This is a genomic window from Streptomyces sp. NPDC017202 (assembly GCF_044331705.1).
GTDB lineage: Bacteria > Actinomycetota > Actinomycetes > Streptomycetales > Streptomycetaceae > Streptomyces.
In genome coordinates this window covers 1-22,739 of record NZ_JBIRNP010000033.1, presented here as the reverse complement: position 1 = coordinate 22,739, position 22,739 = coordinate 1, and the positions used below count along the sequence as shown (strand labels likewise).

21 protein-coding genes are annotated in these 22,739 nt (G+C 74.3%); 11 read left to right on the top strand and 10 right to left on the bottom strand.

Annotated features, from left to right (window positions below):
* Positions 1-132 precede the first annotated feature (132 nt).
* The 10 genes from ACH4N1_RS33575 to ACH4N1_RS33530 are packed head-to-tail and all read right to left on the bottom strand — an operon-like array spanning position 133 to position 11,419.
* Positions 133-1,677, bottom strand: a complete 1,545-nt coding sequence (locus ACH4N1_RS33575; protein ID WP_398104068.1) for an ABC transporter ATP-binding protein — start codon at positions 1,675-1,677, stop codon at positions 133-135.
* Positions 1,674-2,477: an ABC transporter permease gene (locus tag ACH4N1_RS33570; protein ID WP_398104065.1), complete on the bottom strand. Its 804-nt coding sequence runs from the start codon at positions 2,475-2,477 to the stop codon at positions 1,674-1,676. The genes ACH4N1_RS33575 and ACH4N1_RS33570 overlap by 4 nt, the downstream gene beginning before the upstream one ends.
* Positions 2,474-3,445 (bottom strand): ABC transporter permease, encoded by a 972-nt coding sequence (locus tag ACH4N1_RS33565; RefSeq protein ID WP_398104063.1) that lies wholly within the window; start codon positions 3,443-3,445, stop codon positions 2,474-2,476. The genes ACH4N1_RS33570 and ACH4N1_RS33565 overlap by 4 nt, the downstream gene beginning before the upstream one ends.
* On the bottom strand, positions 3,442-5,010 hold the full coding sequence (locus tag ACH4N1_RS33560) for an ABC transporter substrate-binding protein (protein ID WP_398104060.1): 1,569 nt from the start codon (positions 5,008-5,010) through the stop codon (positions 3,442-3,444). The genes ACH4N1_RS33565 and ACH4N1_RS33560 overlap by 4 nt, the downstream gene beginning before the upstream one ends.
* Positions 5,003-5,881: a class I SAM-dependent methyltransferase gene (locus tag ACH4N1_RS33555; protein ID WP_398104057.1), complete on the bottom strand. Its 879-nt coding sequence runs from the start codon at positions 5,879-5,881 to the stop codon at positions 5,003-5,005. Before ACH4N1_RS33555 ends, ACH4N1_RS33560 begins: the two co-directional genes overlap by 8 nt.
* Positions 5,878-7,233 (bottom strand): MFS transporter, encoded by a 1,356-nt coding sequence (locus ACH4N1_RS33550; protein ID WP_398104054.1) that lies wholly within the window; start codon positions 7,231-7,233, stop codon positions 5,878-5,880. The genes ACH4N1_RS33555 and ACH4N1_RS33550 overlap by 4 nt, the downstream gene beginning before the upstream one ends.
* A complete protein-coding gene (locus ACH4N1_RS33545; RefSeq protein WP_398104051.1) occupies positions 7,217-8,248 on the bottom strand; it encodes a mandelate racemase/muconate lactonizing enzyme family protein in 1,032 nt (343 codons plus the stop codon). Before ACH4N1_RS33545 ends, ACH4N1_RS33550 begins: the two co-directional genes overlap by 17 nt.
* The gene (locus tag ACH4N1_RS33540; RefSeq protein ID WP_398104048.1) at positions 8,245-9,333 is read right to left on the bottom strand and encodes a PLP-dependent cysteine synthase family protein; all 1,089 of its coding nucleotides are present in this window, start codon (positions 9,331-9,333) and stop codon (positions 8,245-8,247) included. The genes ACH4N1_RS33545 and ACH4N1_RS33540 overlap by 4 nt, the downstream gene beginning before the upstream one ends.
* Entirely contained in the window at positions 9,330-10,166 is an 837-nt protein-coding gene (locus tag ACH4N1_RS33535) for a Rossmann-like domain-containing protein (RefSeq protein ID WP_398104046.1), read from the bottom strand. Before ACH4N1_RS33535 ends, ACH4N1_RS33540 begins: the two co-directional genes overlap by 4 nt.
* Positions 10,163-11,419: an ATP-grasp domain-containing protein gene (locus ACH4N1_RS33530; RefSeq protein ID WP_398104043.1), complete on the bottom strand. Its 1,257-nt coding sequence runs from the start codon at positions 11,417-11,419 to the stop codon at positions 10,163-10,165. Before ACH4N1_RS33530 ends, ACH4N1_RS33535 begins: the two co-directional genes overlap by 4 nt.
* Positions 11,420-11,718: 299 nt before the next feature.
* Here ACH4N1_RS33530 and ACH4N1_RS33525 point away from each other — a divergent pair, with 299 nt between their 5' ends.
* The 11 genes from ACH4N1_RS33525 to ACH4N1_RS33475 all read left to right on the top strand — a co-directional run bounded on the left by ACH4N1_RS33525 (position 11,719) and on the right by ACH4N1_RS33475 (position 22,483).
* Entirely contained in the window at positions 11,719-13,302 is a 1,584-nt protein-coding gene (locus ACH4N1_RS33525; RefSeq protein ID WP_398104040.1) for a hypothetical protein, read from the top strand.
* A gap of 255 nt (positions 13,303-13,557) precedes the next feature.
* Positions 13,558-15,228: an FAD-dependent oxidoreductase gene (locus ACH4N1_RS33520; RefSeq protein ID WP_398104038.1), complete on the top strand. Its 1,671-nt coding sequence runs from the start codon at positions 13,558-13,560 to the stop codon at positions 15,226-15,228.
* A 222-nt stretch (positions 15,229-15,450) separates the two neighbouring features.
* Complete coding sequence (locus tag ACH4N1_RS33515) at positions 15,451-16,206, top strand: hypothetical protein (protein WP_398104035.1); 756 nt, start codon at positions 15,451-15,453, stop codon at positions 16,204-16,206.
* Between the two features lie 117 nt (positions 16,207-16,323).
* Positions 16,324-16,989: a class F sortase gene (locus ACH4N1_RS33510; RefSeq protein WP_398104032.1), complete on the top strand. Its 666-nt coding sequence runs from the start codon at positions 16,324-16,326 to the stop codon at positions 16,987-16,989.
* Positions 16,990-17,136: 147 nt separating this feature from the next.
* Positions 17,137-18,291 carry a SchA/CurD-like domain-containing protein gene (locus tag ACH4N1_RS33505; RefSeq protein ID WP_398104029.1) on the top strand — a complete coding sequence of 385 codons (1,155 nt, stop codon included), beginning with the start codon at positions 17,137-17,139 and terminating at the stop codon, positions 18,289-18,291.
* A 63-nt stretch (positions 18,292-18,354) separates the two neighbouring features.
* A complete protein-coding gene (locus tag ACH4N1_RS33500) occupies positions 18,355-18,816 on the top strand; it encodes a cupin domain-containing protein (protein WP_398104026.1) in 462 nt (153 codons plus the stop codon).
* Positions 18,813-20,087: a beta-ketoacyl-[acyl-carrier-protein] synthase family protein gene (locus ACH4N1_RS33495; protein ID WP_398104024.1), complete on the top strand. Its 1,275-nt coding sequence runs from the start codon at positions 18,813-18,815 to the stop codon at positions 20,085-20,087. Before ACH4N1_RS33500 ends, ACH4N1_RS33495 begins: the two co-directional genes overlap by 4 nt.
* Complete coding sequence (locus ACH4N1_RS33490; protein WP_398104021.1) at positions 20,084-21,334, top strand: ketosynthase chain-length factor; 1,251 nt, start codon at positions 20,084-20,086, stop codon at positions 21,332-21,334. The genes ACH4N1_RS33495 and ACH4N1_RS33490 overlap by 4 nt, the downstream gene beginning before the upstream one ends.
* 57 nt (positions 21,335-21,391) lie before the next feature.
* A complete protein-coding gene (locus tag ACH4N1_RS33485; protein ID WP_398104018.1) occupies positions 21,392-21,649 on the top strand; it encodes an acyl carrier protein in 258 nt (85 codons plus the stop codon).
* Position 21,650: 1 nt separating this feature from the next.
* Complete coding sequence (locus ACH4N1_RS33480; RefSeq protein WP_398104015.1) at positions 21,651-22,130, top strand: SRPBCC family protein; 480 nt, start codon at positions 21,651-21,653, stop codon at positions 22,128-22,130.
* Between the two features lie 17 nt (positions 22,131-22,147).
* Positions 22,148-22,483, top strand: coding sequence for a TcmI family type II polyketide cyclase (locus tag ACH4N1_RS33475; protein ID WP_398104012.1), 336 nt, complete (start codon positions 22,148-22,150; stop codon positions 22,481-22,483).
* The last annotated feature ends 256 nt before the right edge of the window (positions 22,484-22,739 follow it).

The window sequence follows — 22,739 nt, the reverse complement described above, 5'->3', positions numbered from 1 at the left end:
CGGGGGCCCGGCCCGGTACCGCCGGGCGGCCGCCCCTCTTCGGTACCGCCGGGTGTCACGGCCCGGGTACCGCCGGGTGTCACGGCCGGGCCGGCCGGCACGCCCGGCGGGCATCCCGGCCCCTGACTCCCGTCACGGACGCGTGCCCGCCCCCGGACGTGCCGCGGCCTCCGTCAGCGAGACGGTGAACGGATGCCGGGGGGCCGTCAGTATCCGCTGTGCCGGGCCCTGTTCGACCAGTTCTCCCGCCTCCAGTACGGCGATGCGGTCGGCGAGGCGCGCGGTGTCCAGGTCGTGCGTGACGAGGACCAGGGCGAGGCCGTCACCGTCGCGCACGAGGCCGGCGAGGAGGTCGAGGATGCCGCGCCGGGTGACCGGGTCGAGGCCGGAGGTGATCTCGTCGCAGACGAGGACGCGGGGCCGGGCGAGCAGGGCGCGGGCGAGGGCGGCCCGCTGGAGTTCGCCCCCGGACAGGGTGCCGGGCGGGCGGTGGGCGAGGTCCGCCGGCAGGCCGAGGCGGGCCAGGGTCGCCGATGCCTCCGCGTCGGCGGTGCGTTCGTCGGTGCCGCGCAGCCGGACCGCCGTGCGGGCGACCTGCGGGAGGACGGGCCGGAACTCGTCGAACGCGGCGCGGGCGTCCTGGAACACGTACTGCACGGCGGCGAGCCGGTCCCGGTCGCGGTGCCGCAGGCTGTGCGGGAGCCGTGTCCCGTCGAGCAGGATCTCGCCGGTGCGGTCGCGGTGCAGCCCGGCCAGGCAGCGGGCGAGCGTGGTCTTGCCGCTGCCCGACCGGCCGACGACGGCCAGGCACTCGCCGGCTCCCAGCGTGAGCCGTGGGACGCGCAGCACCGTGGTGGCGCCGTGGACGGCGGTCAGGCCGCGCACCGTCAGGACGGGCCGGGCGGCCTCGGCGCCGGTGTCCCGTGCTGGTCGCGCCCGGTTCTCGTCGAGGAGCCGGCGGGTCCATTCGTGCCGGGGGGCGAGCCACAGCCGTTCGGCCGGGCCCGACTCCACGACCCGGCCCGCCCGCATCACCAGGACCTCGTCGGCGAGGGCGCGCACCACGTCCAGGTCGTGGCTGAGCAGCACGACCGCGATGCCCCGGGCCGCGACCGCCGCCAGTTGCGCGACGATCCGTTCCTTGGTCGACGCGTCCTGGCCGGTGGTGGGTTCGTCGGCGACGACGACGCGGGCGCCGAGCAGGAGGGCCTGGGCGAGCACGACCCGTTGCTGCTGGCCGCCGGAGAGCTGGTGCGGACGGCGTCGCAGCAGCTCTTCGCCGTCCGGGAGCTGGGCGTCGTCCAGAGCACGCAGGACCAGCTCGCGGGCCGCCGTGCGGCGTTCGGCGCGCGGCAGATGACGGACCCGGGAGCGGGCGATGTCGTGGAGGAGGGCACCGGTGCGACGGGCCGGGTTGAGGACGGCCGCGGGGTGCTGGGGCACGTATCCGACAGGTCCGTCTCCGGGGCGGAGCACCTCGCCCGTGACGCGGGCGCCGGGCGGGTACTCCCCCAGCAGCGCGAGTCCGGTGGTGGTCTTGCCGCTGCCGGAGGCCCCGACCAGCGCGGTCACCCGGCCGGGCGGCACCCGCAGGCTGACGCCGTCGACGACGGCCCGCCCGTCGATCTCGACGCGCAGGTCCCGGATCTCCGCCGCGGCGGCGGTGTCGTGGCTCACGGACGTCGTCCCTTCCGTCGCGGGGTCTTCTCCAGGGCGGCGTCGAAGAGCAGGTTCGTGCCCGTCGTCAGCGCCACGATCAGCAGGGCGGGCACCACGACCGCCCAGGGCTGCACGAACAGTCCGGTGCGGTTGCGGTCGACCATGACCGCCCAGTCGGCGGCGTCCGGTGCGACGCCCACCCCGAGGAAGGCGGCCGTGGACACCAGGTACAGCACACCGGTCAGCCGGATCCCGGCGTCGGTGGCGAGGGTGCGCAGGACGGCCCGGCCGACGTAGCCCACGGCGATGCGCCACCGGGTCTCGCCCTGCATGCGCAGCGCCTCGACCGCGGGACGGGCGGCGGCCTCGCCCGCCGCCGCCCGCACGATCCGGGCCGCGTCGGGCACGTTCACCAGCGCGACGAGCAGCGCGAGCCCGGCCGCGCCCGGCGAGAACACGGACGCCACGAGCAGGATCAGCAGCAGGGACGGTACGGCGAGCAGCACGTCCAGCGGCCGCATCAGCAGTTCCTCCAGGCGCCGCACGTGGGTGAGCGCGGCGGCCAGTCCGACGGGCAGGGCGACCAGGTAGGCCAGGGCGGTCGCGGCGAGCGCGGTCAGGACGACCGTACGGCCGCCGAGCAGGACCTGCCGCCACACGTCGCGGCCGACGAAGTCGGTGCCGAGCGGGTGACCGTCGCCCGGGGCGAAGGACAGGGCGCGGGGGCCCGGTTCGCCGGCGAGGGCGGGGCCCAGGAGGGCGAGGCCGAGCGGGACGGCGACGACGGCGAGGCCGAGGACGAAGCGGCCGCGGGTCACGCCGCCACCTCCCCGCGGGGCGTCAGCCGGTGGGTCACCAGGTCCGCGCCCAGGTTGAGCAGGACGGTCAGCACCCCGAAGACCACGGCCAGGCCCTGCACCACCGGTACGTCCCGTTCGGCGACGGCGTCGAGCAGGACCGTGCCGAGGCCGGGGACGACGAACAGCGCCTCGACGACGACGACCCCGCACAGCAGCCAGTCGGCGGTGCGGGCCAGTTGCTGCACGGCCGGGGCGAGGGCGTTGGGCAGGGCGTGGCCGTAGCGGACCCGGACGCCGGGGACGCCGCAGCGGCGGGCGTGGGCGGCGTACGGCGAGGCGAGGGCGTCGACCATGCCGGCGCGGACCAGGCGGGACAGGGAGCAGACCGGCCGGGCGAGCAGGACGAGCACCGGCAGGACCAGGGCGGCCGGGTGGGCGAGCAGGTCGGTGCCGTAGCCGACGGCGGTCGGTGGCAGCCAGGCCAGTTCCAGCGCGACGACCGTCACCAGCAGGACGCCGAGCGCGAACTCGGGGACCGCGTACACGGCGAGCGTCACGGAGCTGACCAGGCGGTCCACGAACCGGCCCTCGTGGCGGGCCGCGAGCACGCCCAGGCCGAGGCCGAGCGGGACGAGCAGGGCCAGGGTGAGGCAGGCCAGCAGCAGGGTCGGGCCGAAGCCGTCGGCGAGGTAGCCGGACACCGGGCGGCCGGAGGTCAGGGAGGTGCCGAGGTCGCCGTGCGACAGGCCGGCCGCCCAGTCCGCGAGGCGCGCGTACGCCGGCCGGTCCAGGTCCATGGCCTCGCGGATCGCGGCGATGCGCGCGGGGTCGGGCTGGTCGCCGGCGAGGGCGACGGCCGCGTCGCCCGGCAGCGCCTCGGTGAGCGCGAAGACCAGCAGCACGACGGCCACCGTCTGTGCGACGCCGAGGAGCAGCCGCCGGACGACGAACGAGCGCGGGCCGCTCGCCTTCGGGCTTCTCGTCACGCCAGCCAGACCTTGTCGAAGCGGGCCCAGTCGAGCGTGTTGGCGGGCGCCGCGGTCTCGACGCCCTTGACGTTGCGGGCGGTTGCGATGATCCAGTCGGCGAACCCCCAGATGAGGAAACCGCCCTCAGCGTGCAGACGGCGCTGCATGCGCTCGTAGACGGCGGCCCGTTCGGTCTTGTCGCGGGTGGACTGCGCCTGCTGGTACAGGGCGTCGAAGTCCTGGTGCCGCCACTTGGTGGCGTTGGTGGTGGAGCCGGTGAGCAGGCGCTGCGAGATGTGGGCCTCGATGGGCATGGCGCCGGAGCGGTAGCAGCACAGGGTGCCGTTGTCGAGGATGTCGCTCCAGTAGGAGTCCTTGCTGCCCGTCCGCACGTCGACGGTGACTCCGGCCCGGGCGGCCTGGTCGCGGAAGATGCCGGCGGCCTCGGTGAATCCTGCGGCGACGGCCGAGGTGTCCAGGGTGACCCTGAGCTTCTCGGCGCCGGCCTGTTTCAGCAGGGCGCGGGCCCGGTCGAGGTCCTGGGTGCGCTGCGGGAGGCCGTCGGCGTAGTACTCGTAGCCCTTGCCGAACAGGTCGTTGCCGACGACGCCCGCGCCGGACAGGGCGCCGTCGACGAGTTCCCGGCGGTCGGCGATGAGGAAGAACGCCTCGCGCACCCGCCTGTCGTCGAAGGGGGCGCGGTCGGTCTTCATGCAGAAGCCCTGCATGGCGCTGCCCCGCAGCCGCACGATGTCGATCCGCCCCCCGTCCTCGTGGGCGCGGGCGGTGGTGGGGCTGAGTTCGTGGGCGTACTCGACCTGGCCGCCGAGCAGGGCGTTGACGCGGGCCGACTCCTCGTTGGCGACGACGAGTTCCAGCTCGTCGAGGTGCGGGGCGCCGTCCCAGTAGGCGTCGTTGCGGCGGAAGACGGCCGAGCGGCCCGGCGCGAAGGAGACGAACCGGAAGGGCCCGGAGCCGACCGGTTTCGTGTCGAGGCCGCCGGCGTTCGCGGGGACGATGTACGCGCCGAACGCGGCGAGCACGTTGGGGAATTCGGCCGTCGGCCGCTTGAGGACGAACTCGATGCCGCGGGTGCCGGTGGCGCGGCTCGCGTCGAGGTCGACGGGCTCCAGGGACGCCTTCGCCCGGTACGCCTGCTTCGGGTCGGCGATACGGCGGTAGCTGTACAGGACGTCCTCGGCGGTGACCGGCCTGCCGTCGTGGAAGGTGGCCTCGCGCAGGGTGACCTGCCAGCGGGCGAGTGTGCTGTCGGGTTCCCAGGAGGCGGCGAGGCGGGGCCGCGCGGAGAGGTCGGGGCCGTAGTCGGCGAGTTTGTCGTAGAGGGCCTTGGCGCGGGCGACGTCGGCGAACAGGTTGGCCAGGTGCGGGTCGAGGGTCTCGCTCGCGCCGCCGCCGGCGAACGCGGCGCGCAGCCGCCCGCCCTTGCGGGGTTTGCCGTCCCCGCTGTCGGCCCGGTCGTCGCCGGTGCCGTTGCCGCAGCCGACGAGGGCGAGGGCGGCGGCCCCCGTCCCGGCGGCGAGGAAGCCGCGTCGGCGCAGGCCGGGGAGATGTTCGTCATGCATGGCTGTTCCTCGGAGTGGGATCGGGTGGAGACGGGTGGAAGGGGGCGGAGCCGAACGGGGCGCGGGCTGCTCGGGGAGCGCTGCTCAGGCGGGCCACGAGGTGCAGCCGGTCCCCGTCGGCCGTGGTGCGGGGCGGGTCGCCCTCGCGCCACGGGGGTTCGGTGCGCGGGCCCGGACCGTCGTGGAGTTCGAGGACCTCGAAGCCGTGCGCGGCGAGGAGGTGCCGCAGCTCCTGCGGGAACAGGAGCCGCCAGGCGGAGTGCTGTTCGACGGGCGGTGTGCCGTCGCCGGCGTCCCACACCCGCACCCGGCGCAGGAGTTGGGCGTGCCGGTCGACGGACAGGGTCGTGACGGAGCGGTGGGTGACGCCCCGCCAGGTGAAGGTGTCGGCCCTGGGGGTGTCGAGGAGGTCCGTGCGGCCCAGGAGGTACGCGCCGTTGCGCATCTCCGCGACCAGCAGCCCGCCGGGCCCGAGGGCGTGCCGGCAGGAGGCCAGGAAGCCGTCGAGCTGCTCGTTGGTGTGGCAGTACAGCAGGGAGCTGTCCAGGCAGATCACCGCGTCGAAGGCGGCCCGGCCGAGGTCGAAGCCGTGCAGGTCGGCCCGCAGGTAGGCCGGACCCGGGTGGTGGGCGCGGGCATGGCCGAGCATCGCCTCGGAGAGGTCGGCGCCGGTCACGGTGCGGCCGGCCCGGTGCAGGTGGGCGGCGTCGCGACCGGTGCCGCAGCCGATGTCGAGGACCCGCGGACCGGCGTGGTGGCGGCGCAGGCGGTCCTCGGCCCAGCGTCCGGCCAGCCGGTCGGGGTCGGGGAAGCGGGCCTCGTAGAGCGCGGGACGGTCGGTGAGGAGGTTCGTGCCCGGGGGTACCGTCACGCGTTGCTCCTCTCCCCGGCCGGACCCGCCGGGTCCGCGGAAGCCACCGGGGCAGCCGACGGCGCCGGGGAGGCCGGTGCAGCCGTCGGAGCAGCCGACGCCACGGCAACGGCTCCGGGGCTTCCGGGGCTTCCGGGGCTTCCGGGCAGCGCACCGCGCCGGTACAGCCGGGCCACCCCGGCCGCCGACGCCGGGCCGAGGAGGGCGCAGCACACCCACGGCAGCCACCCGGCACCGGTCCGCCCGCCCGTGTCCATGGCCTGGCCGACGAGCGCGTTGCCGAGGGCGGCGGCGACACCCGAGACGACGTAGAAGATCCCGAAGTAGGTGCCGGTCAGCTCGGGGCGGCCGAAGCCGGGTATCAGCTCCATGACGAACGGCGAGGCGATCATGATGCCGAGGTGGAGCAGGAGGGCGCCGAGCAGGACGGGCACGGCGTCGAGCCACCCGTCGGACGACGAGCCGGACACCGCCGCGGGGGGCAGGAACGCCAGGCCCATCAGGGTCAGCCCGACGGCGATCCAACGGCCGCCGTGGCCGCGTGACTTGAGGGCGCGGGTGACGCGCAGCTGGAGGGTGAGGTTGGTGAGCGTGCCGACGAGGAGGACGAGGCCCGCGGCGCCGTCCCAGCCGGTGGCCCGCCGGGCGCCGTCGGGCAGCAGCAGGTAGAGCTGGTTCTCCAGGGTGAACATGCCGACCATGGCGAGGGCGAAGCCGAGGAAGGCCCGGTTGCCGGCCGCCTCGCGCCAGTCCGCGAGGACACCGCCCCCGCTGGGCGGCACCGTCCGCGCGGGCAGCACGAGTGCCTGCGCCAGGGTGAGGACGGCGAAGACGCCGGCGGCGGTCAGCGCGCAGGTGCGGAAGTCGACGAGGAGCAGCGCGCTGCCCAGCAGCGGGCCGATCAGGGCGCCGGTGGTGGCGAACACGTTGAACAGGGCGAACGCCTCCGCCTTGCGCTCCCCCGCCTCCTGTGCGAGGTAGGTGCGCACGGCCGGGTTGAACAGGGCGCCGGCGAGTCCGCTGAGCACCGACGCGGCGAGCAGCACCGGCAGCCCGTCGCCCAGTGCGAACAGCGCGAACCCGACCGTGCGCAGGGCGCACCCGGCGATGATGACGCCCCGCGCGCCGAGCCGGTCGGCCGCGGAGCCGCCGATGAGGAACAGGCCCTGCTGGCTGAGGTTGCGCACGCCCAGGACGATGCCGACGACGGCCGCCGACAGGCCCAGGTTCTCGCCGAGGTGGACGGCCAGGTAGGGGACGAGGAGGTAGAAGCCGGTGTTCACGCCGAGCTGGTTGACCAGCAGGAGCCGGACGGCGAAGGGGAAGCGACGTATCTCACGCCAGGTCCGCACGGGTCACCCCCAGTCCCGGCCGGTCGCTCGCGCGGACGAATCCGTCCGTGCCGCCGATGCCGCTCCACGGGTCGTGGGCGAGCAGCAGGTGTCCGTCGAGGTCGGCCCAGCGGGCCCGGTCGGCGAGGTGGACGGCGGGCGCGAGGCCGAGGCTGCTGGCGGTGAGGCAGCCCAGCATCAGCGCGGTGCCGCTGCCCTCGACGGCCTCGGCGACGCGCAGGGCCGCCCGGACGCCGCCGCACTTGGCGAGCTTGACGTTGACGCCGTGCACGCGTCCGGCGAGGCGGCGGGCGTCCTCCAGGCCGACGGCGTCCTCGTCGGCGATGACGGGCAGGGGTGAGCGTTCGGCGAGGGCGGCCAGCGTCTCGGGGTCGCCGGGGGCGAGGGGCTGTTCGACGGCCTCGACGCCGAGGTCGGCGAAGCGGGGCAGCAGCGCCTCCGCCTGGCCGAGCGTCCAGGCCCCGTTGGGGTCGAGGAGCAGCCGTACGCCGGGCGCCGCGTCCCGGACGACGCGGACGCGTTCGACGTCGTCCTCGGGGTCGGGGGCGCCGGCCTTGACCTTGATGATCCCAAAGCCGCTCGCGGCGAGCCGCCGGGCCTCGGCCGCCGCGTGCGGGAGGGAGGTGATGCCGAGGGTGCGGGCGGTGGCGGCCACGGGGGGCGCGGGTGCCCCGAGGAGCCGGTGGACGGGCGTGTCCGCGCGCTTGCCCACGAGGTCGAGGAGCGCGGCCTCGACGGCGGCGGTCACCGCCGGCGGCGCGTCGGGGACGACGCGGGGCAGGGCTTCCAGGGCGCTCTCCGGGTCGGCGAAGCGGTCCAGGTCGACGGCGGCCAGGAGGCGCAGCAGGGTGGCGGTGTCGAGGCCGTAGTACACGCTGGTGACGGCCTCGCCGTGGCCGCGCAGTCCGTCGTGCTCCACGGTCAGCCACACGGCGTCGCGGGCGGCCATGGTGGAGCGGGAGATCCGCAGCGGCTCGGCGAGCACGAGGCGTACGGTCCGCAGGTCGGTCCTCACCGGCTTCCCTCCTGGGCGGGGAGGGCTCCGAGGGGGTCGGTGACCCGGGTGCAGCGGGCCCAGCCGGTCGCCTCGGCGGTGTGCGGGTGCGGTATCTCCACGGGCCGGGTGGCGGCGGTGGCGGGATCGAGGCCGTGCGCGGTGGTGAAGTCGTCGTCGTAGACGGTGCCGAGGTAGCGGTGCGGTCCGTCGGGGAAGACGGTCGCGACGACCGCGCCGGGGTGCACGCGGGCCGCCCAGGCGGCGACGCGGGCGACCGCGCCGGTGCTCCAGCCGCCGGTGACGAAGCTGCCCCGGGCGAGCCTGCGGCAGCTGTCGACGGCCTCCGCGGGGCCGATCCAGTGGACCTCGTCGAAGGCGTCGTAGGCGACGTTGCGCGGATGGATGCTGCTGCCGAGGCCGCGCATCAGGCGGGGGCGGGCGGGCTGGCCGAAGATGGTGGAGCCGGTGGCGTCGACGCCGATCAGCCGCAGTGCGGGCCAGTGGCGGCGCAGCGGTGCGACGACTCCCGCGCTGTGACCGCCGGTGCCGACGCTGCACACCAGGATGTCCAGATGGTCGAGCTGGGTGGCGAGTTCGGCGGCGAGGGAGGCGTAACCGGCTTTGTTGTCGGGGTTGTTGTACTGGTCCGGCCAGTAGGCGCCGGGCAGTTCGGCGAGGAGTTCGCGCAGCCGGGCCAGGCGGGCGGCCTGCCAGCCGCCCTGCGGGGCGGGCCGGTCGGCGATCTCCAGGCGGACGCCGTGGGCGCGCAGCAACTGCCGCATGGACGGTTCCAGTTCGCGGTCGCCGACCAGGACGACGGGGTGGCCCAGGGCCTGTCCGGCGAAGGCGAGGCCGATGCCGAGCGTGCCGGAGGTGGACTCCACCACCGGTGCTCCGGGGCGCAGTTCACCGCGTTCGCGGGCGCCGAGGAGCATGGACACCGCGGCCCGCGCCTTCATCCCGCCGGCCGAGAGGGCCTCCAGCTTGGCCCAGAAGCCGGGGTGGGCGCCGGGCAGGTCGGCGGTGACGCGCACCACGGGCGTACGGCCGAGCAGCGCCAGGAGTTCCCGGCGCGCGTCGGGCAGGACGGCGGTCGTCGTCATCGCACACCTCCCGGACAGCCGTAGCGGTGGACGGTGCCCGGCCCGCCGTCGAGCCAGAAGAAGGGGTAGGGCTCGGCGCACACCGCGCTCACCCCGTGGCCGAGGAGGCGGGGCAGGACGGCGCTGCCGGTCTGGGCGAACGCCACCAGTTGCTTGCCGTGCGTCAGCGCGTGCCGGCGCAGGGGGTCGAAGGTGCCGTTGCCGAGGGTCATGCCGGAGACGAGGAGGGCGTCGCAGCGGCCGGCCGCGGCGAGCGCGTCGGTGAGGACCGGCTCGTCCCACTCGGTGGTGCCGCCCTTGAGGTCGCTCGGGAGGTACCTGAGTCCGCGGGAACGGAGCGTTTCGAGCAGGGAGTTGACGACGCCGACGACGAGGACCGTCGCCCCGGCGGGCAGGTCGAGCAGGTCGACGACGGCGCGGGCACGGGCGCGGGACTTCACCAGGGAGGATCCGGCGGGCAGCGGGACCGGCCGGGCGCCGTGCTCGGGGGTGTGCGGAGTGACCCGCATGAGGTAGGCGTCGAGGGCGGCGACCCGCACCGGCGGCAGGGGGTGGCGCAGGAGCCGGGCCACGTCGGCGCCGACGCAGTCGTCGAGGACGCTGTCCGGCAGTTCTCCCGGCTCGACGGCGCAGGAGCCGACGGCTTCGCCGAGGCGGAGGCTGAGCACCTCGTTGCGGTAGCCGGTGCCGCGCCCGTCGTGGCGTACCGCCTGCCGGGTGGTGAAGGCGACGGCGATCCGCAGCGTGGCCGGGTCGGGGCCGAGGGCGCCGTCGCGGACGCGGGCGACGAGGTCGTCGTAGGTGTCGTAGGTGGGGAGGGTCGTGGGGGTCATCGGACCACCAGTCCCGTGCGCAGGCCGGTCAGCAGGTCCTCGACGCGGGCGCGGGCGCCGGGGCCGCGGGTGTCGGCGGCCATGACGTGCCCCAGGTACTCGTTGTTGCTGCCCGCGGCCCGCACCGCCCGGCCGGGCTCGGCGAGTTCCACCTCGAGCACGCCGTCCGCGTCCCGGACGCCGGTGCCGTCGAGCGCCTCCAGGGTGCCGGCGCGGTCCGGCACCAGGAAGCCGATGGCGGCGCTGCGCACTCCGGTGTCGGCCGGCCGCAGGTCGGGGGCGCGGCCGAGGGCGACGTCCACGAACGCGGCGGCGAGGTCGACGCCGGTGACGTGGCGGACGAGTTCGGTGATGCGGTTGCCGGCCGGACGGGGGTTGACCTCGACGACGCGGGGTCCGTCGGGGGTCAGCTTGATCTCGGTGTGCGCCACGACCCCGTCGGTCAGGCCGAGGGCCTTGAGCGCGCCCAGGGCGGTCTGTTCGGCGGCCTCGGTGTCGGCGGGCGGCAGGTCGGCGGGGAACATGTGGCCGGTCTCGATGAAGGCGGGTGCCCCGCCGACGCTCTTGTCGGTGACGCCGACCACCTGGACCGCGCCCGCGTGCGACACCGTCTCGACGCTCACCTCGGGTCCGTCCAGCAGTTCCTCCAGCAGGACGGCGGACGACCGCCGCTGCCCGCGGGCGTTCACCGGGAATCCGGCCAGCGCCCGTACGGCGTCGGCGAGTTCGCATTCGTCGTCCACGCGGCGCACGTACATGCCGGCGCACAGGTCGACCGGCTTGACGACCAGCGGGTAGCCGATCTCCCGCGCCGACCGGGCGAGGTCGTCCCACTCCTCGTGCAGGGCGAAGCGCGGGCCGGGCACCGCGGCCTCGGCGAGGACGCGACGGGTGGCGTCCTTGCGGCAGGCGTTGCCGACCGCTTCGGGGCCGGGGCCGGGCAGGCCGAGGCGGTCGGCGATGCGGGCCACGGCCGGCAGGTAGTAGTCGCAGGAGGTGAGGACGCCGTCGAAGCGCAGGGCCGTGTGGAGCCGTTCGGCCTCGGGGAGCAGGGCCTCGACGTCGTTGGTGTCCGCCGTGATGACGTTGCGGGCGCCGAGCAGCGGGTGCGCCGCGCCCTCGGGGGCCGAGCGCAGGTAGTGGTGCAGGTCGCGGGTGAGGAAGGTGAAGGTGTGCCCGCCCTCCCCGATCGCCCGGGGCAGCAGCCTGCTCATCGATCCGACCCAGCTCTCGACCATCAGCAGATGAGCCACAGTTCCCCTTTTCCCACGGCGGGTTCAGACGTCGGGGCAGCCCGGCGAAGCCCCACCGGAGGGTGGGGACGCCGAGCCGCGCACCCCCACACGCTATCGATAACCATTTTCATTTACTAGTCCCGTCGGCGCGCGGTCCCCCGCGCCGGGCCGGGGGTCGCGCGGATGCCCCCATTCCGTTCCAGCGCGCCGGTCCCTCCGGGCAGAGAGGGCGCCGGACATCCCTGTCAGCAGGGCAACGGCACCCGTAGACTGACAAGTCACCGAAGTCCGGGCGCTGTTGATGGGGGAGGACAGCCATGTCCGCAGATCAGTACGGCATGCACGACCACGGTTTCCAGGTGCCGCCCATGCCGTCGGCGCCGCCACCGGCACCGCCCGCGCCACCGGACGGCGCGCGCGCCGTCGCGGTCGCGGTCCTCAACCTCAGCGGCCTGGGACTCGGGTACGCGCTGCTGCGCCGCTGGGTGCTCATGCTGCTGTGCTGGACCGCCACCGCCGTGCTGCTGCTCGTGGCCCTCCCGGCCGACCCGGACGGCGTCCCGGTGGCGGCCCTCCTGCTGTACGCCGTGTTCCTCGCCGGGGTCGCGGCGCACGGCGCGCTCGTCGGCCTGCGCTCCCGCACGGCGATCGTGCGACGGGCACCCCTCGCCCTGCTGCTCGGTCTGGTCCTGCTCGCCGTACCGGCCGGCGGCGTCGTGCTGTACGACGACGCGCGGGAGGAGGCGACGGAGCAGATGCTCCTCGACCGGCTCGACGAGGCCGACAGGCTGGTCACGGCGTCCGGCAAGGAGGACTTCGGCAGCGGCCGGGCCGGCTACCGCAAGGCGCTGAAGGCCTACGAGGACCTCAGGTCCGACCACCCCGACTCGCGCGCCGCCCAGCGGGTGCCCACCCGGATGAAGACCTTCTACACCACGGTCGCCGCCCCGTACGAGGACGCCGACTACTGCACCGCGATAGCGCCCCTGACCTACCTGCGCACGGTCCCCGAGGCCCTGCCCTCCACCGACCTCGGCACCCTGGAGAAGTGGCCCGACGACCGGCTGGCCACCTCCCTGTACGAATGCGCCTCACGGGGCCTGGCCTCCGACCAGTCCACCTGGGCGTCCCAGTTCGGCGAACTGCTGACCACCTTCCCCGACTCCGACCAGGCCGCCAAGGTCCAGCCGGCCGTGGCCGCCGCCGTCACCCGCGAGGTCAAGGGCCTCTCCGGCGCCGAACCCTGCACGGCGGTCGAGCGGCTGCGCGACCTCGGCTCCAGCATCGCGGACCTGCCGGGCGACGAGGCGGGCATCGAGGCCGCCCTCACCAAGGACGCCGGACGCGCCACGAGCAGCGCCGACTCGGGCACGTACACCTGCGGTGTGGACCAGTACCGGGACGGTGACTTCGAAGCCGCGCAGACGACGATGAACGAGTACGTCTCGGCCCACCGGACCGCCAAGAACACGCCCCGGGCGAAGAAGATAGCGATCGCGGCGGAGATCGCCCAGACCCTGCCGGCCGCGGGCAAGACCCTGCCCACGACGCGGTCCGGCGGCAGCATCTCGGTCACGGTGAAGAACGACAGCCCCGACGAGGTCACCGTCCTCTACACCGGCCCGGTGACGGGCAGCCTCACCCTCAAGGCCTGCGGCGGCTGCAAGGCGTACTCCCTGGGCAGTACCCTCACCCCCGGCTTCGAGCCGTGCAGCGGCGGCAAGAACTACCCGCAGCGCACGATCAGCCTGCCCCCCGGCACCACCTACTTCGTGCACAAGTCGGCGTCGAGCGGTTCCTCCACCTCCTCCACGCCCGCCACGGACACCGCGAAGCTGGAGTCCGGCTACATCTACACGGAGTGCGCCTACACGACGAACTCCCTCGGATCGGGCATCTGAGCGACCCGTAGCAGCCTCCGAAGGGCCGTCGTGAACGGCCCGGACGGACCCCGCGAGGGCCGTCGCCGCCGCCGGAACCGTCTCCCCGGCGCGTGCGGCGGCCCTCGCGCGCGCCGGAGCTCCGGCCACCGCGGTCACGCACCGTCAGGCGGGTGAAGCCTGGGCCGCCGTTCGCCGGGCGGGGCATGCATGACAGTCCCGGCCGTCCGGCCGCAAACGGCCGTGTCGGCGGACACGACGTGCTGGAGACACATCATGAAACACAGAACCGACCAACCGGGCGGCCCGATCCACCGGGTCCCCGTCCTGATCGTCGGCGGCTCCCTGGTGGGCCTGTCGACCTCGCTGTTCCTGGGCCGGATGGGGGTGCGCCACACCCTGGTGGAGCGCCATTCCGGCACCTCCCGCCACCCCCGCGGACGCGGCAACAACGTCCGCACGATGGAGCTGTTCCGGGTGGCCGGCGTCGAGCCGGCGATCCACCGGGCCGCGGCCACCCTGGCCGACAACCACGGCATCCTCCAGGCGCGCGACCTGGTCGACGACGCGGGCGAGTGGCTGGTCAAGGACATCGACCCGGGCGGCGGCCTGGCCCGCTTCAGCCCGAGTTCCTGGTGCCTGTGCAGCCAGAACGACCTCGAGCCGGTCCTGCTCGACCACGCCACGACGCTCGGCGGCGACCTGCGGTACTCCACCGAACTGCTGTCGTTCGACACCGACTCCGACGGGGTCACCGCGCTGGTCAAGAACCGGGAGACCGGTGAGCACACCAAGATCCGCGCCGACTACCTGGTCGCCGCCGACGGCCCCCGCAGCCCCGTCCGCGAGCAGCTCGGCATCGGCCAGAGCGGCCCCGGCGAGCTGTTCAGCAACGTCAGCATCACCTTCCGCTCCCGTCTCCTCGCCGACGTGGTGGGCGAGCGCCGGTTCATCGTCTGCTACCTCACCAGCCCGGACGGCGACGGCGCGCTGCTGCCGGTGGACAACCGGGAGAACTGGGTCTTCCACGCCCCCTGGCACCCCGAACGCGGCGAGACGCTGGAGGACTTCACCGACGAGCGCTGCGCCGAGCACATCCGGCGGGCGGTCGGCCGGGCGGACCTCGACATCGAGGTCACCGGGCGGGCGCCCTGGCACGCCGCCCAGCGCGTGGCCCGCGGCTACCGCTCGGGCCGCGTCCTGCTGGCGGGCGACTCGGCCCACGAGATGTCCCCCACCGGGGCCTTCGGCTCCAACACCGGCATCCAGGACGCGCACAACCTGGCCTGGAAGCTGGCGGCGGTGCTCGGCGGCTGGGCGGGGCACCGCCTGCTGGACTCCTACGACCTCGAGCGCCGCCCCGTGGCGGAGGCGACCAGTGCCCGCGCCGCGGTCCGGTCGGCCGAGCACAGCCACCCCGGTTTCGCCCCGCCGGCCGGCGCGGGCGCGGGCGGGCCGCAGCGCGGCATCCTCAACGTGGCCCTCGGCTACCGCTACCCGCAGGGCGCCGTCGTCGGCACCGACCCCACCTCGCCGGTGGTCCCGGAGAAGCTCGCCCTCGACGGCGCCCCCGGCACCCGGGCGCCCCACCTGTGGGTCCGGCACGAGGGCAGGCGGCTGTCCACGCTCGACCTGTACGAGCGGTCCCTGGTCCTGCTGAGCGACGGCGATGCCGGGGCCGACGGGCCGAACGGCTGGCACGAGGCAGCCGTCCGGCTGGCCGAGGCACTGTCCGTCCCCCTCGTGTCGTACCGCGTGGGAGCGGGACCCGACGCCGCGCTGGTGCCCGAGGACGGCGCGGACTGGCGGGAACGGCACGGCACGGCGGTCGGAGGTGCCGTCCTGGTGCGGCCGGACGGGTTCGTCGCCTGGCGCTCGCCCGGCCCGGTCCCGGATCCCGAACCGGTGCTGCGGCGCGTCCTGACCACGGTGCTGGACCTCGCCTGACCGGTCGTCGGATGCCGTGGCGGTGTCCGCGGGGCCTGTGCCGGCTCTCCCCCGGGAGGCCGGCACAGCCCCCTCGTCGTTCCCCCGAGTGCCACCCGCCCTCACCCGGCTGAGCGCTTCGAGTGGTGGAACCCGGCGGAGTGGCTGACGGTGGATCACGTCGGGGCCGGGTTCTCTCAGCTGACGAACTGCCAGCTGCCCGGCCGACGGAAGGACCCTCATATGCGCTCGACACGCATGATCCTGGCCACCGCGGCGGCTTCGGCCGCCCTCGCCATCGCCGCGCCCGGCGTGTACGCGGCGGGCGGTGACTGGGAGCAGGACGACTCCTCCTACAGCAAGGAGCAGGACCACGGCAGCAAGGACGACTCCTCGTACAGCAAGGAAGAGGACCACGGCAGCAAGGACGACTCCTCGTACAGCAAGGAAGAGGACCACGGCAGCAAGGACGACTCCTCGTACAGCAAGGAGGAAGAGCACGGCAGCAAGCACGACGCGCCGCGCGGCGGCATGCACACGGGTGGCGGTGCGCTGACCGCGGTCACGGCCGACGACTGGGGCACCTCGCGCGACCCGAAGCACGACTCGGAGGCGTCCAAGTCGGAGGCGTCCAAGTCGGAGACGTCCGAGAAGGACAGCGAGCACGGCAAGGACTCCTCCTGGAGCAAGGACGACGAGGAGAAGCCGCGCGGCGGCATGCACACCGGCGGCGGCGCGCTGAACACGATCAAGGCCGACGACTGGGGCACCGCACGCGACCCGAAGCACGACCCGGAGACGTACAAGAAGGACAGCGAGCACGGCAAGGACTCCTCCTGGAGCAAGGACGACGAGGAGAAGCCGCGCGGCGGCATGCACACCGGCGGCGGCGCGCTCGACGCGCCCGCCACGACCGCGGGCGGCCTGGCCGTCCTGGCCGTCGCCGCGACCGGCCTGTACGCCGCGCGCCGTAAGAAGTCGGCCGCCGGCCTGGCCTGACCCGTGCCGGGCGACATAGCAGCCGTGGCCGCCACCTGAGCTGGACGTGGCGGCCCGGATCGCTTTCCGCCCCCCGCCCGTCCCGCCGCCGTGAACCAGCTAGTGAGGTCACCTCAGATGGCCGTCCACTCCTCCGCCTCCCCCTCCGACAGGTCGGCACCGGCCCGGCGGCCCCGTCGGGGCCTGACCATGCTGTGCGCCGGGGGCCTGCTGCTGCTGGCGGTGCGCCTGCTCGGCAACGACACCCCGCAGGCGGGCGCGCCCAGTCCGCCGTCCGACCCGCGGGCCGCCGCACCGGCCTCGCCCGGCACCGGGCCGGTGGGAAAACACCTGCCGCGGTCCAGCCCCGTGCGGCTGCTCATCCCGAAGATCTCCGTCGACGCCCCCTTCACCGACCTCGCCATCGGCGCGGGCGGGCAGCTCCAGGCCCCGCCGCCGCACGACACCAACCTGGTCGGGTGGTACGCCAAGGGCGCCTCGCCCGGTGAGACGGGCACCGCGATCATCGCCGGGCACGTCGACACCGCCACCTCCGCCGCCGTCTTCGCCGAACTGAACGCGCTCAAGAAGGGTGACGTCTTCCGGGTGCGGCGGGCCGACGGACGGACGCCCGTCTTCGTGGTCGACAGCGTCGAGAAGTTCGACAAGGACCACTTCCCCAGCCAACGGGTCTACGGGGACACCCCCGACGCCCAGGTGCGGCTCATCACCTGCGCGGGCGACTACGACCGCACGATCAAGGACTACACGGAGAACCTCGTCGTCTTCGCGCACCTCAGGTGACGCAACCTCACACGGACGAGGGGAGCCGGTCACCCACCCAGTCCCTCCCGGTCGCGCACCGGTGCGGACCGCCACAGGATCAAGACACGCTCACGTCGCCTCACCGCGGCCGAGGTTCCGCCTCGCCCCCCGAAGGAGATCCCCACCATGACCACCACGTCCGCCCCCGCTTCCGAACACCTGACGCGCCAGGTGTCGCAGCGCGTCTCCCAGTCCGTCTTCGACGGCTCCCACCTGCGGGTCGTCCTGCTGGTGGACGTCTACGACGGGGCCCAGCAGCAGTTCCTGGAGGCGTACGAGCAGCTCTGCAACCAGATCGCGGCGGTTCCCGGGCACGTCAGCGACCAGCTGTGCCAGTCGATCGAGAACCCCTCCCAGTGGCTCATCACCAGTGAGTGGGAGAGTGCCCCGCCGTTCCTCACCTGGGTCAACAGCGAGGAGCACGTCCGGATGGTGGAGCCGCTGCACAGCTGCGTGCGGGACACCAGGTCGCTGCGGTTCCACGTCGTCCGCGAGACGGGCGGCCCGGCCGCACTGGCCGAGCCCGGCGAGCGCCGGCTCCAGTCCTCGCCCCGGATCGGCGACGGCGTGATCCGTCACGCGCTCACCTTCACGGTGAAGCCGGGCAGCGAGGAGGCCGTCGCGAAGATCCTCAGCGACTACGCCTCGCCGGAACCGCGGGTCGACGACACCACCCGCCTGATCCGCACCTCCCTCTTCATGCACGGCAACCGGGTGGTGCGGGCCATCGAGGTGCGGGGCGACCTGCTCGCCGCGCTGCGGCACGTCGCCCGGCAGCCCGAGGTGCGGGCCGTCGAGGAGGCCATCAACCCCTACCTGGAGCAGGACCGGGACCTCGACGACCCCGAGTCGGCCCGGGTCTTCTTCACCCGTGCGGCGCTGCCGGCCGTCCACCACGTGTCGGCGGGCGAGGAGCGGCAGGACGCCGTACGGCACGCGCTGTACTACCCGGCGCGGGAAGGCGGCGGCCTGCGGCTGGCCGAACTCCTCGCCCAGCAGGACGAGAAGGCCGCGGACGACCCGGGCAGCCCGGTGCTGCGCAGCACGATCTTCCAGCGCGACGACGTCGTGGTGCGCCTGGTCGACGTGCGCGGCGGAGACCCCGACGCCGGTCAGGTGCTCGGCATGACGGACCGCGCCCGCACGGCGGAGCTGACGGCACTGCTGGACGCCTCCGCGGTCGGCGTGGACGCCTCCGCGCTGCGGGACGGGGCCGCCGACCGTCTCCTCACCCTCGCCCGCATGCAGCTCGTCACCGACCGCCGCTCGCCCGACGCCTGAGCCGTCCGGCAGGCGGGGCGCCGGCCGCCCCCGCCGACACAGCACACGAAACGGAGCAACGTCGTGATCACATCCCGTCCCAGAATCGTGGACCTCAGCGAGGTCGAGCCCAATACCCGGCGCGGCGGTGACCTGCGCGCCATGCTCACACCCACCACGTCCGGCGCCACCAGCGGTTTCATGGGCGTGGCCCTCATCCAGCCGGGTGACCGCATCGGCGAGCACTACCACCCGTACTCCGAGGAGTTCGTGTACGTGGTGTGCGGGCAGCTGGAGGTCGACCTCGACGGCGAACCGCACCCGCTCCAGCCCGAGCAGGGGCTGATGATCCCGATGCACATGCGGCACCGGTTCCGCAACGTGGGCAAGGTCGAGGCACGCCTGGTCTTCCACCTGGGCCCGCTGGCGCCGAGCCCGCCGCTCGGTCACGTCGACACGGAGGAGACCGAGCCCGTCGCCGCGGCGGCGGACGGCGCCCACGGCGGTGCGGTCCGCACGGCAGGACGACGGCAGGTCGGTTCATGAACCGGCGGGTGGCCGTCACCGGCATAGGCGTCGTCGCTCCGGGCGGCATCGGGGTGCCGGCGTTCTGGGACCTGCTGTCCCACGGGCGCACCGCGACGCGGGGCATCACCTTCTTCGACCCGGCGGGCCTGCGGTCGCGCATCGCGGCCGAGTGCGACTTCGACCCGGCGGCACACGGGCTGGACGCGGAGCAGGTCGCCCGGTGCGACCGGTACATCCAGTTCGCCCTGGTCGCCGGGGAGGAGGCGGTGCGGGACTCCGGTCTCGACCTGGGCCGGGAGAACCCCTGGCGGGTGGGTGTCTCGCTGGGCACCGCGGTCGGCGGCACCACCCGCCTGGAACACGACTACGTGCTGGTCAGCCATGGTGGACAGCGCTGGGACGTGGACCACAGCCGGGCCCGGCCGCACCTGCACCGCGCGTTCTCGCCCAGCACGCTGGCCTCCACGGTGGCGGAGCGGTTCGAGGCGCGCGGGCCGGTGCAGACGGTGTCGACGGGCTGCACCTCCGGGCTCGACGCGGTCGGGTACGCCTTCCACACGATCGAGGAGGGCCGGGCCGACATCTGCATCGCCGGCGCCTCGGACTCGCCGATCTCCCCGATCACCATGGCCTGCTTCGACGCCATCAAGGCCACGTCGTGCAACAACGACGATCCGGCGCACGCCTCGCGTCCCTTCGACGCCAACCGTGACGGCTTCGTCATGGGCGAGGGCGGTGCGGTGCTCGTCCTGGAGGAACTGGAGCACGCCAGGGCCCGCGGTGCGCACGTCTACTGCGAGCTGGGCGGCTACGCGACCTTCGGCAACGCGTACCACATGACCGGTCTGACCAGCGAGGGCCTGGAGATGGCGCGGGCCGTCGAGGACGCCCTCGACCACGCCCGGGTCGACCCCACCGAGGTCGACTACGTCAACGCGCACGGCTCGGGGACCAAGCAGAACGACCGGCACGAGACCGCCGCCGTGAAGCGGACCCTGGGCGAGCACGCCTACGCCACGCCCATGAGTTCCATCAAGTCGATGGTGGGGCACTCCCTGGGCGCGATCGGCGCGATCGAGGTCGTCGCCTGTGTGCTGGCCCTGGTCCACCAGGTGGTGCCGCCCACCGCGAACTACGAGACCCCGGACCCCGAGTGCGATCTGGACTACGTGCCGCGTGACGCGCGCGAGCGGAAGCTGAACAGCGTGCTCTCCGTGGGCAGCGGGTTCGGCGGTTTCCAGTCGGCGGTGGTCCTCAACCGGCCGAGGGAGAGGGAGAGGGAACGATGACCGAACCCCGTCCGCGGCGTGCCGCCGTCACCGGTATCGGTGTGGTCGCGCCCAACGGAGCCAGCACCGAGTCGTTCTGGAAATCCACCCAGGAGGGCATCAGCGCCCTCGGCCGGGTCACCCGCGAGGGCTGTGAACACCTCCCGCTGCGCGTGGCGGGCGAGGTGCGGGACTTCGAGCCGACGGCCGCGGTCGAGGAGCGCTACCTCGTCCAGACCGACCGGTTCACGCACTTCGCGCTGGCCGCGGCCGACCTCGCGCTGGAGGACGCCCGCCTCGGCCAGGCCGACACCGGTGACGCGCCGTACTCGGTGGGCGTGGTCACCGCGGCCGGTTCCGGCGGCGGTGAGTTCGGCCAGCGCGAGCTCCAGCAGCTGTGGGGCAAGGGCAGCCGCTTCGTCGGGCCGTACCAGTCGATCGCCTGGTTCTACGCCGCCAGCACCGGCCAGGTCTCCATCCGGCGCGGCTTCAAGGGGCCGTGCTCGGTCGTCGCCTCCGACGAGGCCGGCGGGCTGGACGCCCTGGCGCACGCGGCGCGGGCGGTGCGACGCGGCACCGGGGTGATCGTGGCCGGCGCGACCGAGGCGCCGCTCGCCCCGTACTCGGTGGTGTGCCAGCTCGGTTACGAGGAGCTGAGCACCGTCGACGACCCCGAGCGGGCCTACCGTCCGTTCACGGAGGGGGCCTGCGGGTTCGTGCCGGCCGAGGGCGGCGCCATGTTCGTCGTCGAGGAGGAGGCCGCGGCCCGGGAACGCGGGGCGCGGGTGCGGGCCACCCTCGCGGGGCACGCGGCGACGTTCACCGGCGCCTCCCGGTGGGAGCGGTCCCGGGAGGGCCTCGCGGAAGCCGTCCGCGCGGCACTGGCGGACGCCGGGTGCGCGCCGGAGGAGATCGACGTGGTCTTCGCCGACGCGCTCGGCGTGCCGGAGGCGGACCGTGCCGAGGCGCTGGCGATCGCCGACGCCCTCGGCGCGCACGGCAGGCGGGTGCCGGTCACCGCGCCGAAGACCGGGACCGGCCGCGGCTACTGCGCGGCGCCGGTGCTGGACACCGCGGCGGCGGTGCTCGCCATGGAGCACGGCCTGATCCCGCCCACCCCGCACGTCTTCGACGTCTGTCACGACCTCGACCTGGTGACCGGCCGGGCCCGCCCCGCCGAACTGCGCACGGCACTGGTCCTCAGCCGGGGCCTGATGGGGTCGAACTCGGCGCTGGTGCTGCGGCACGGCGCCACCGGCGCCTCGTGACGAGGCGCGTCCAGGAAGCACGGAGCAGCAGCAACACAGCAGAAGGAGAGGAACCGCATGAGTGACCGCATCACGGTCGAGGAACTGGCCGAACTGATGAAGAAGTCCGTCGGCGTCACCGTCGCCCCGGACGACCTCCAGCGGCAGTACGACGTCGGCTTCGACGCCCTCGGCATCGACTCGCTCGGGCTGCTCGGCATCGTGGGCGAGCTGGAGAACCGCTACGGCACGCCGATGCCCCAGGACGCGGAGCGCAGCAAGACGCCCCGGCAGTTCCTCGACCAGGTCAACAGTGCTCTGCCGGCAGGGGCGTGACATGTCCGGACACACCGAGAACGAGATCGTCATCGCCGCGCCGCTGGACCTGGTCTGGGACATGACCAACGACGTGGCGAACTGGCCGCAGCTGTTCAGCGAGTACGCCTCGGCCGAGATCCTGAAGCAGGAGGACGGGAAGACCACCTTCCGGCTCACCATGCACCCCGACGAGAACGGCAAGGTGTGGAGCTGGGTCTCCGAGCGGGAGGCGGACCGCGCCGCGCTCACCGTGCGGGCCCGCCGCGTCGAGACCGGACCGTTCGCCTACATGAACATCCGGTGGCGCTACGAGGAGGTGCCGCAGGGCACCCGGATGGTGTGGACCCAGGACTTCGAGATGAAGCCCGAGGCCCCCGTCGACGACGCCTGGATGACGGACAACATCAACCGCAACTCCAAGGTCCAGATGGCGCTGATCCGGGACCGCATCGAGCAGGCGGCCACGGAGCACCGGCCCGTGCCGAGCCTGGCCGACTGAGCCGGACGGAGGACAGGATGACGCACCAGACCCTGATCGTCGCCCGGATGGCCCCGGGGTCCGCCCCGGACATCGCCAAGCTGTTCGCGGAGTCGGACCGCGGGGAGCTGCCGCACCTCATCGGCGTCTCGCGGCGCAGCCTCTTCCAGTTCGACGACGTGTACATGCATCTCGTCGAGGCCGAGCAGGACCCGACGCCCGCCATCTCCGAGCTGGCCGGGCATCCGGAGTTCCGGGCCATCAGTGAGCGGCTGACCGCGTACGTCAGCGCCTACGACCCCGCGACCTGGCGTTCGCCGAAGGACGCGATGGCGCACTGCTTCTACCGCTGGGAGCGCGACTCCACGGCGTGAGACACAGGTGACCGACGGCGGGGGGGGCGGGGGGCGGGGGGGGGGGGCGGGCCGGGGGGGGGGGGGGGGGGGGGGGGGGGGGGGGGGGGGGGGGGTCGGGGGGGGGGGGGGGGGGGGGGGGCGCCCGGGGGGGGGGCGCGGGGGGCGGGGCGGGGGGGGGTGCCGCGGTGGCGGGAGGGGTCGTCGGCGAGACCGAGGCCGAGGGCGAGGGCGTGGCCGTGGGCTTCGCGGTCCGCGCGTCCCGCCCCCGGTGTCC

Excerpts from the sequence above, each read along its gene's own strand:
- ACH4N1_RS33560 (WP_398104060.1), bottom strand. The coding sequence starts at position 5,010 with ATGCATGACGAACATCTCCCCGGCCTGCGCCGACGCGGCTTCCTCGCC.
- ACH4N1_RS33540 (WP_398104048.1), bottom strand. The coding sequence starts at position 9,333 with ATGACGACGACCGCCGTCCTGCCCGACGCGCGCCGGGAACTCCTGGCG.
- ACH4N1_RS33535 (WP_398104046.1), bottom strand. The coding sequence starts at position 10,166 with ATGACCCCCACGACCCTCCCCACCTACGACACCTACGACGACCTCGTC.
- ACH4N1_RS33525 (WP_398104040.1), top strand. The coding sequence starts at position 11,719 with ATGTCCGCAGATCAGTACGGCATGCACGACCACGGTTTCCAGGTGCCG.
- ACH4N1_RS33520 (WP_398104038.1), top strand. The coding sequence starts at position 13,558 with ATGAAACACAGAACCGACCAACCGGGCGGCCCGATCCACCGGGTCCCC.
- ACH4N1_RS33515 (WP_398104035.1), top strand. The coding sequence starts at position 15,451 with ATGCGCTCGACACGCATGATCCTGGCCACCGCGGCGGCTTCGGCCGCC.
- ACH4N1_RS33510 (WP_398104032.1), top strand. The coding sequence starts at position 16,324 with ATGGCCGTCCACTCCTCCGCCTCCCCCTCCGACAGGTCGGCACCGGCC.
- ACH4N1_RS33505 (WP_398104029.1), top strand. The coding sequence starts at position 17,137 with ATGACCACCACGTCCGCCCCCGCTTCCGAACACCTGACGCGCCAGGTG.
- ACH4N1_RS33495 (WP_398104024.1), top strand. The coding sequence starts at position 18,813 with ATGAACCGGCGGGTGGCCGTCACCGGCATAGGCGTCGTCGCTCCGGGC.
- ACH4N1_RS33490 (WP_398104021.1), top strand. The coding sequence starts at position 20,084 with ATGACCGAACCCCGTCCGCGGCGTGCCGCCGTCACCGGTATCGGTGTG.
- ACH4N1_RS33485 (WP_398104018.1), top strand. The coding sequence starts at position 21,392 with ATGAGTGACCGCATCACGGTCGAGGAACTGGCCGAACTGATGAAGAAG.
- ACH4N1_RS33480 (WP_398104015.1), top strand. The coding sequence starts at position 21,651 with ATGTCCGGACACACCGAGAACGAGATCGTCATCGCCGCGCCGCTGGAC.
- ACH4N1_RS33475 (WP_398104012.1), top strand. The coding sequence starts at position 22,148 with ATGACGCACCAGACCCTGATCGTCGCCCGGATGGCCCCGGGGTCCGCC.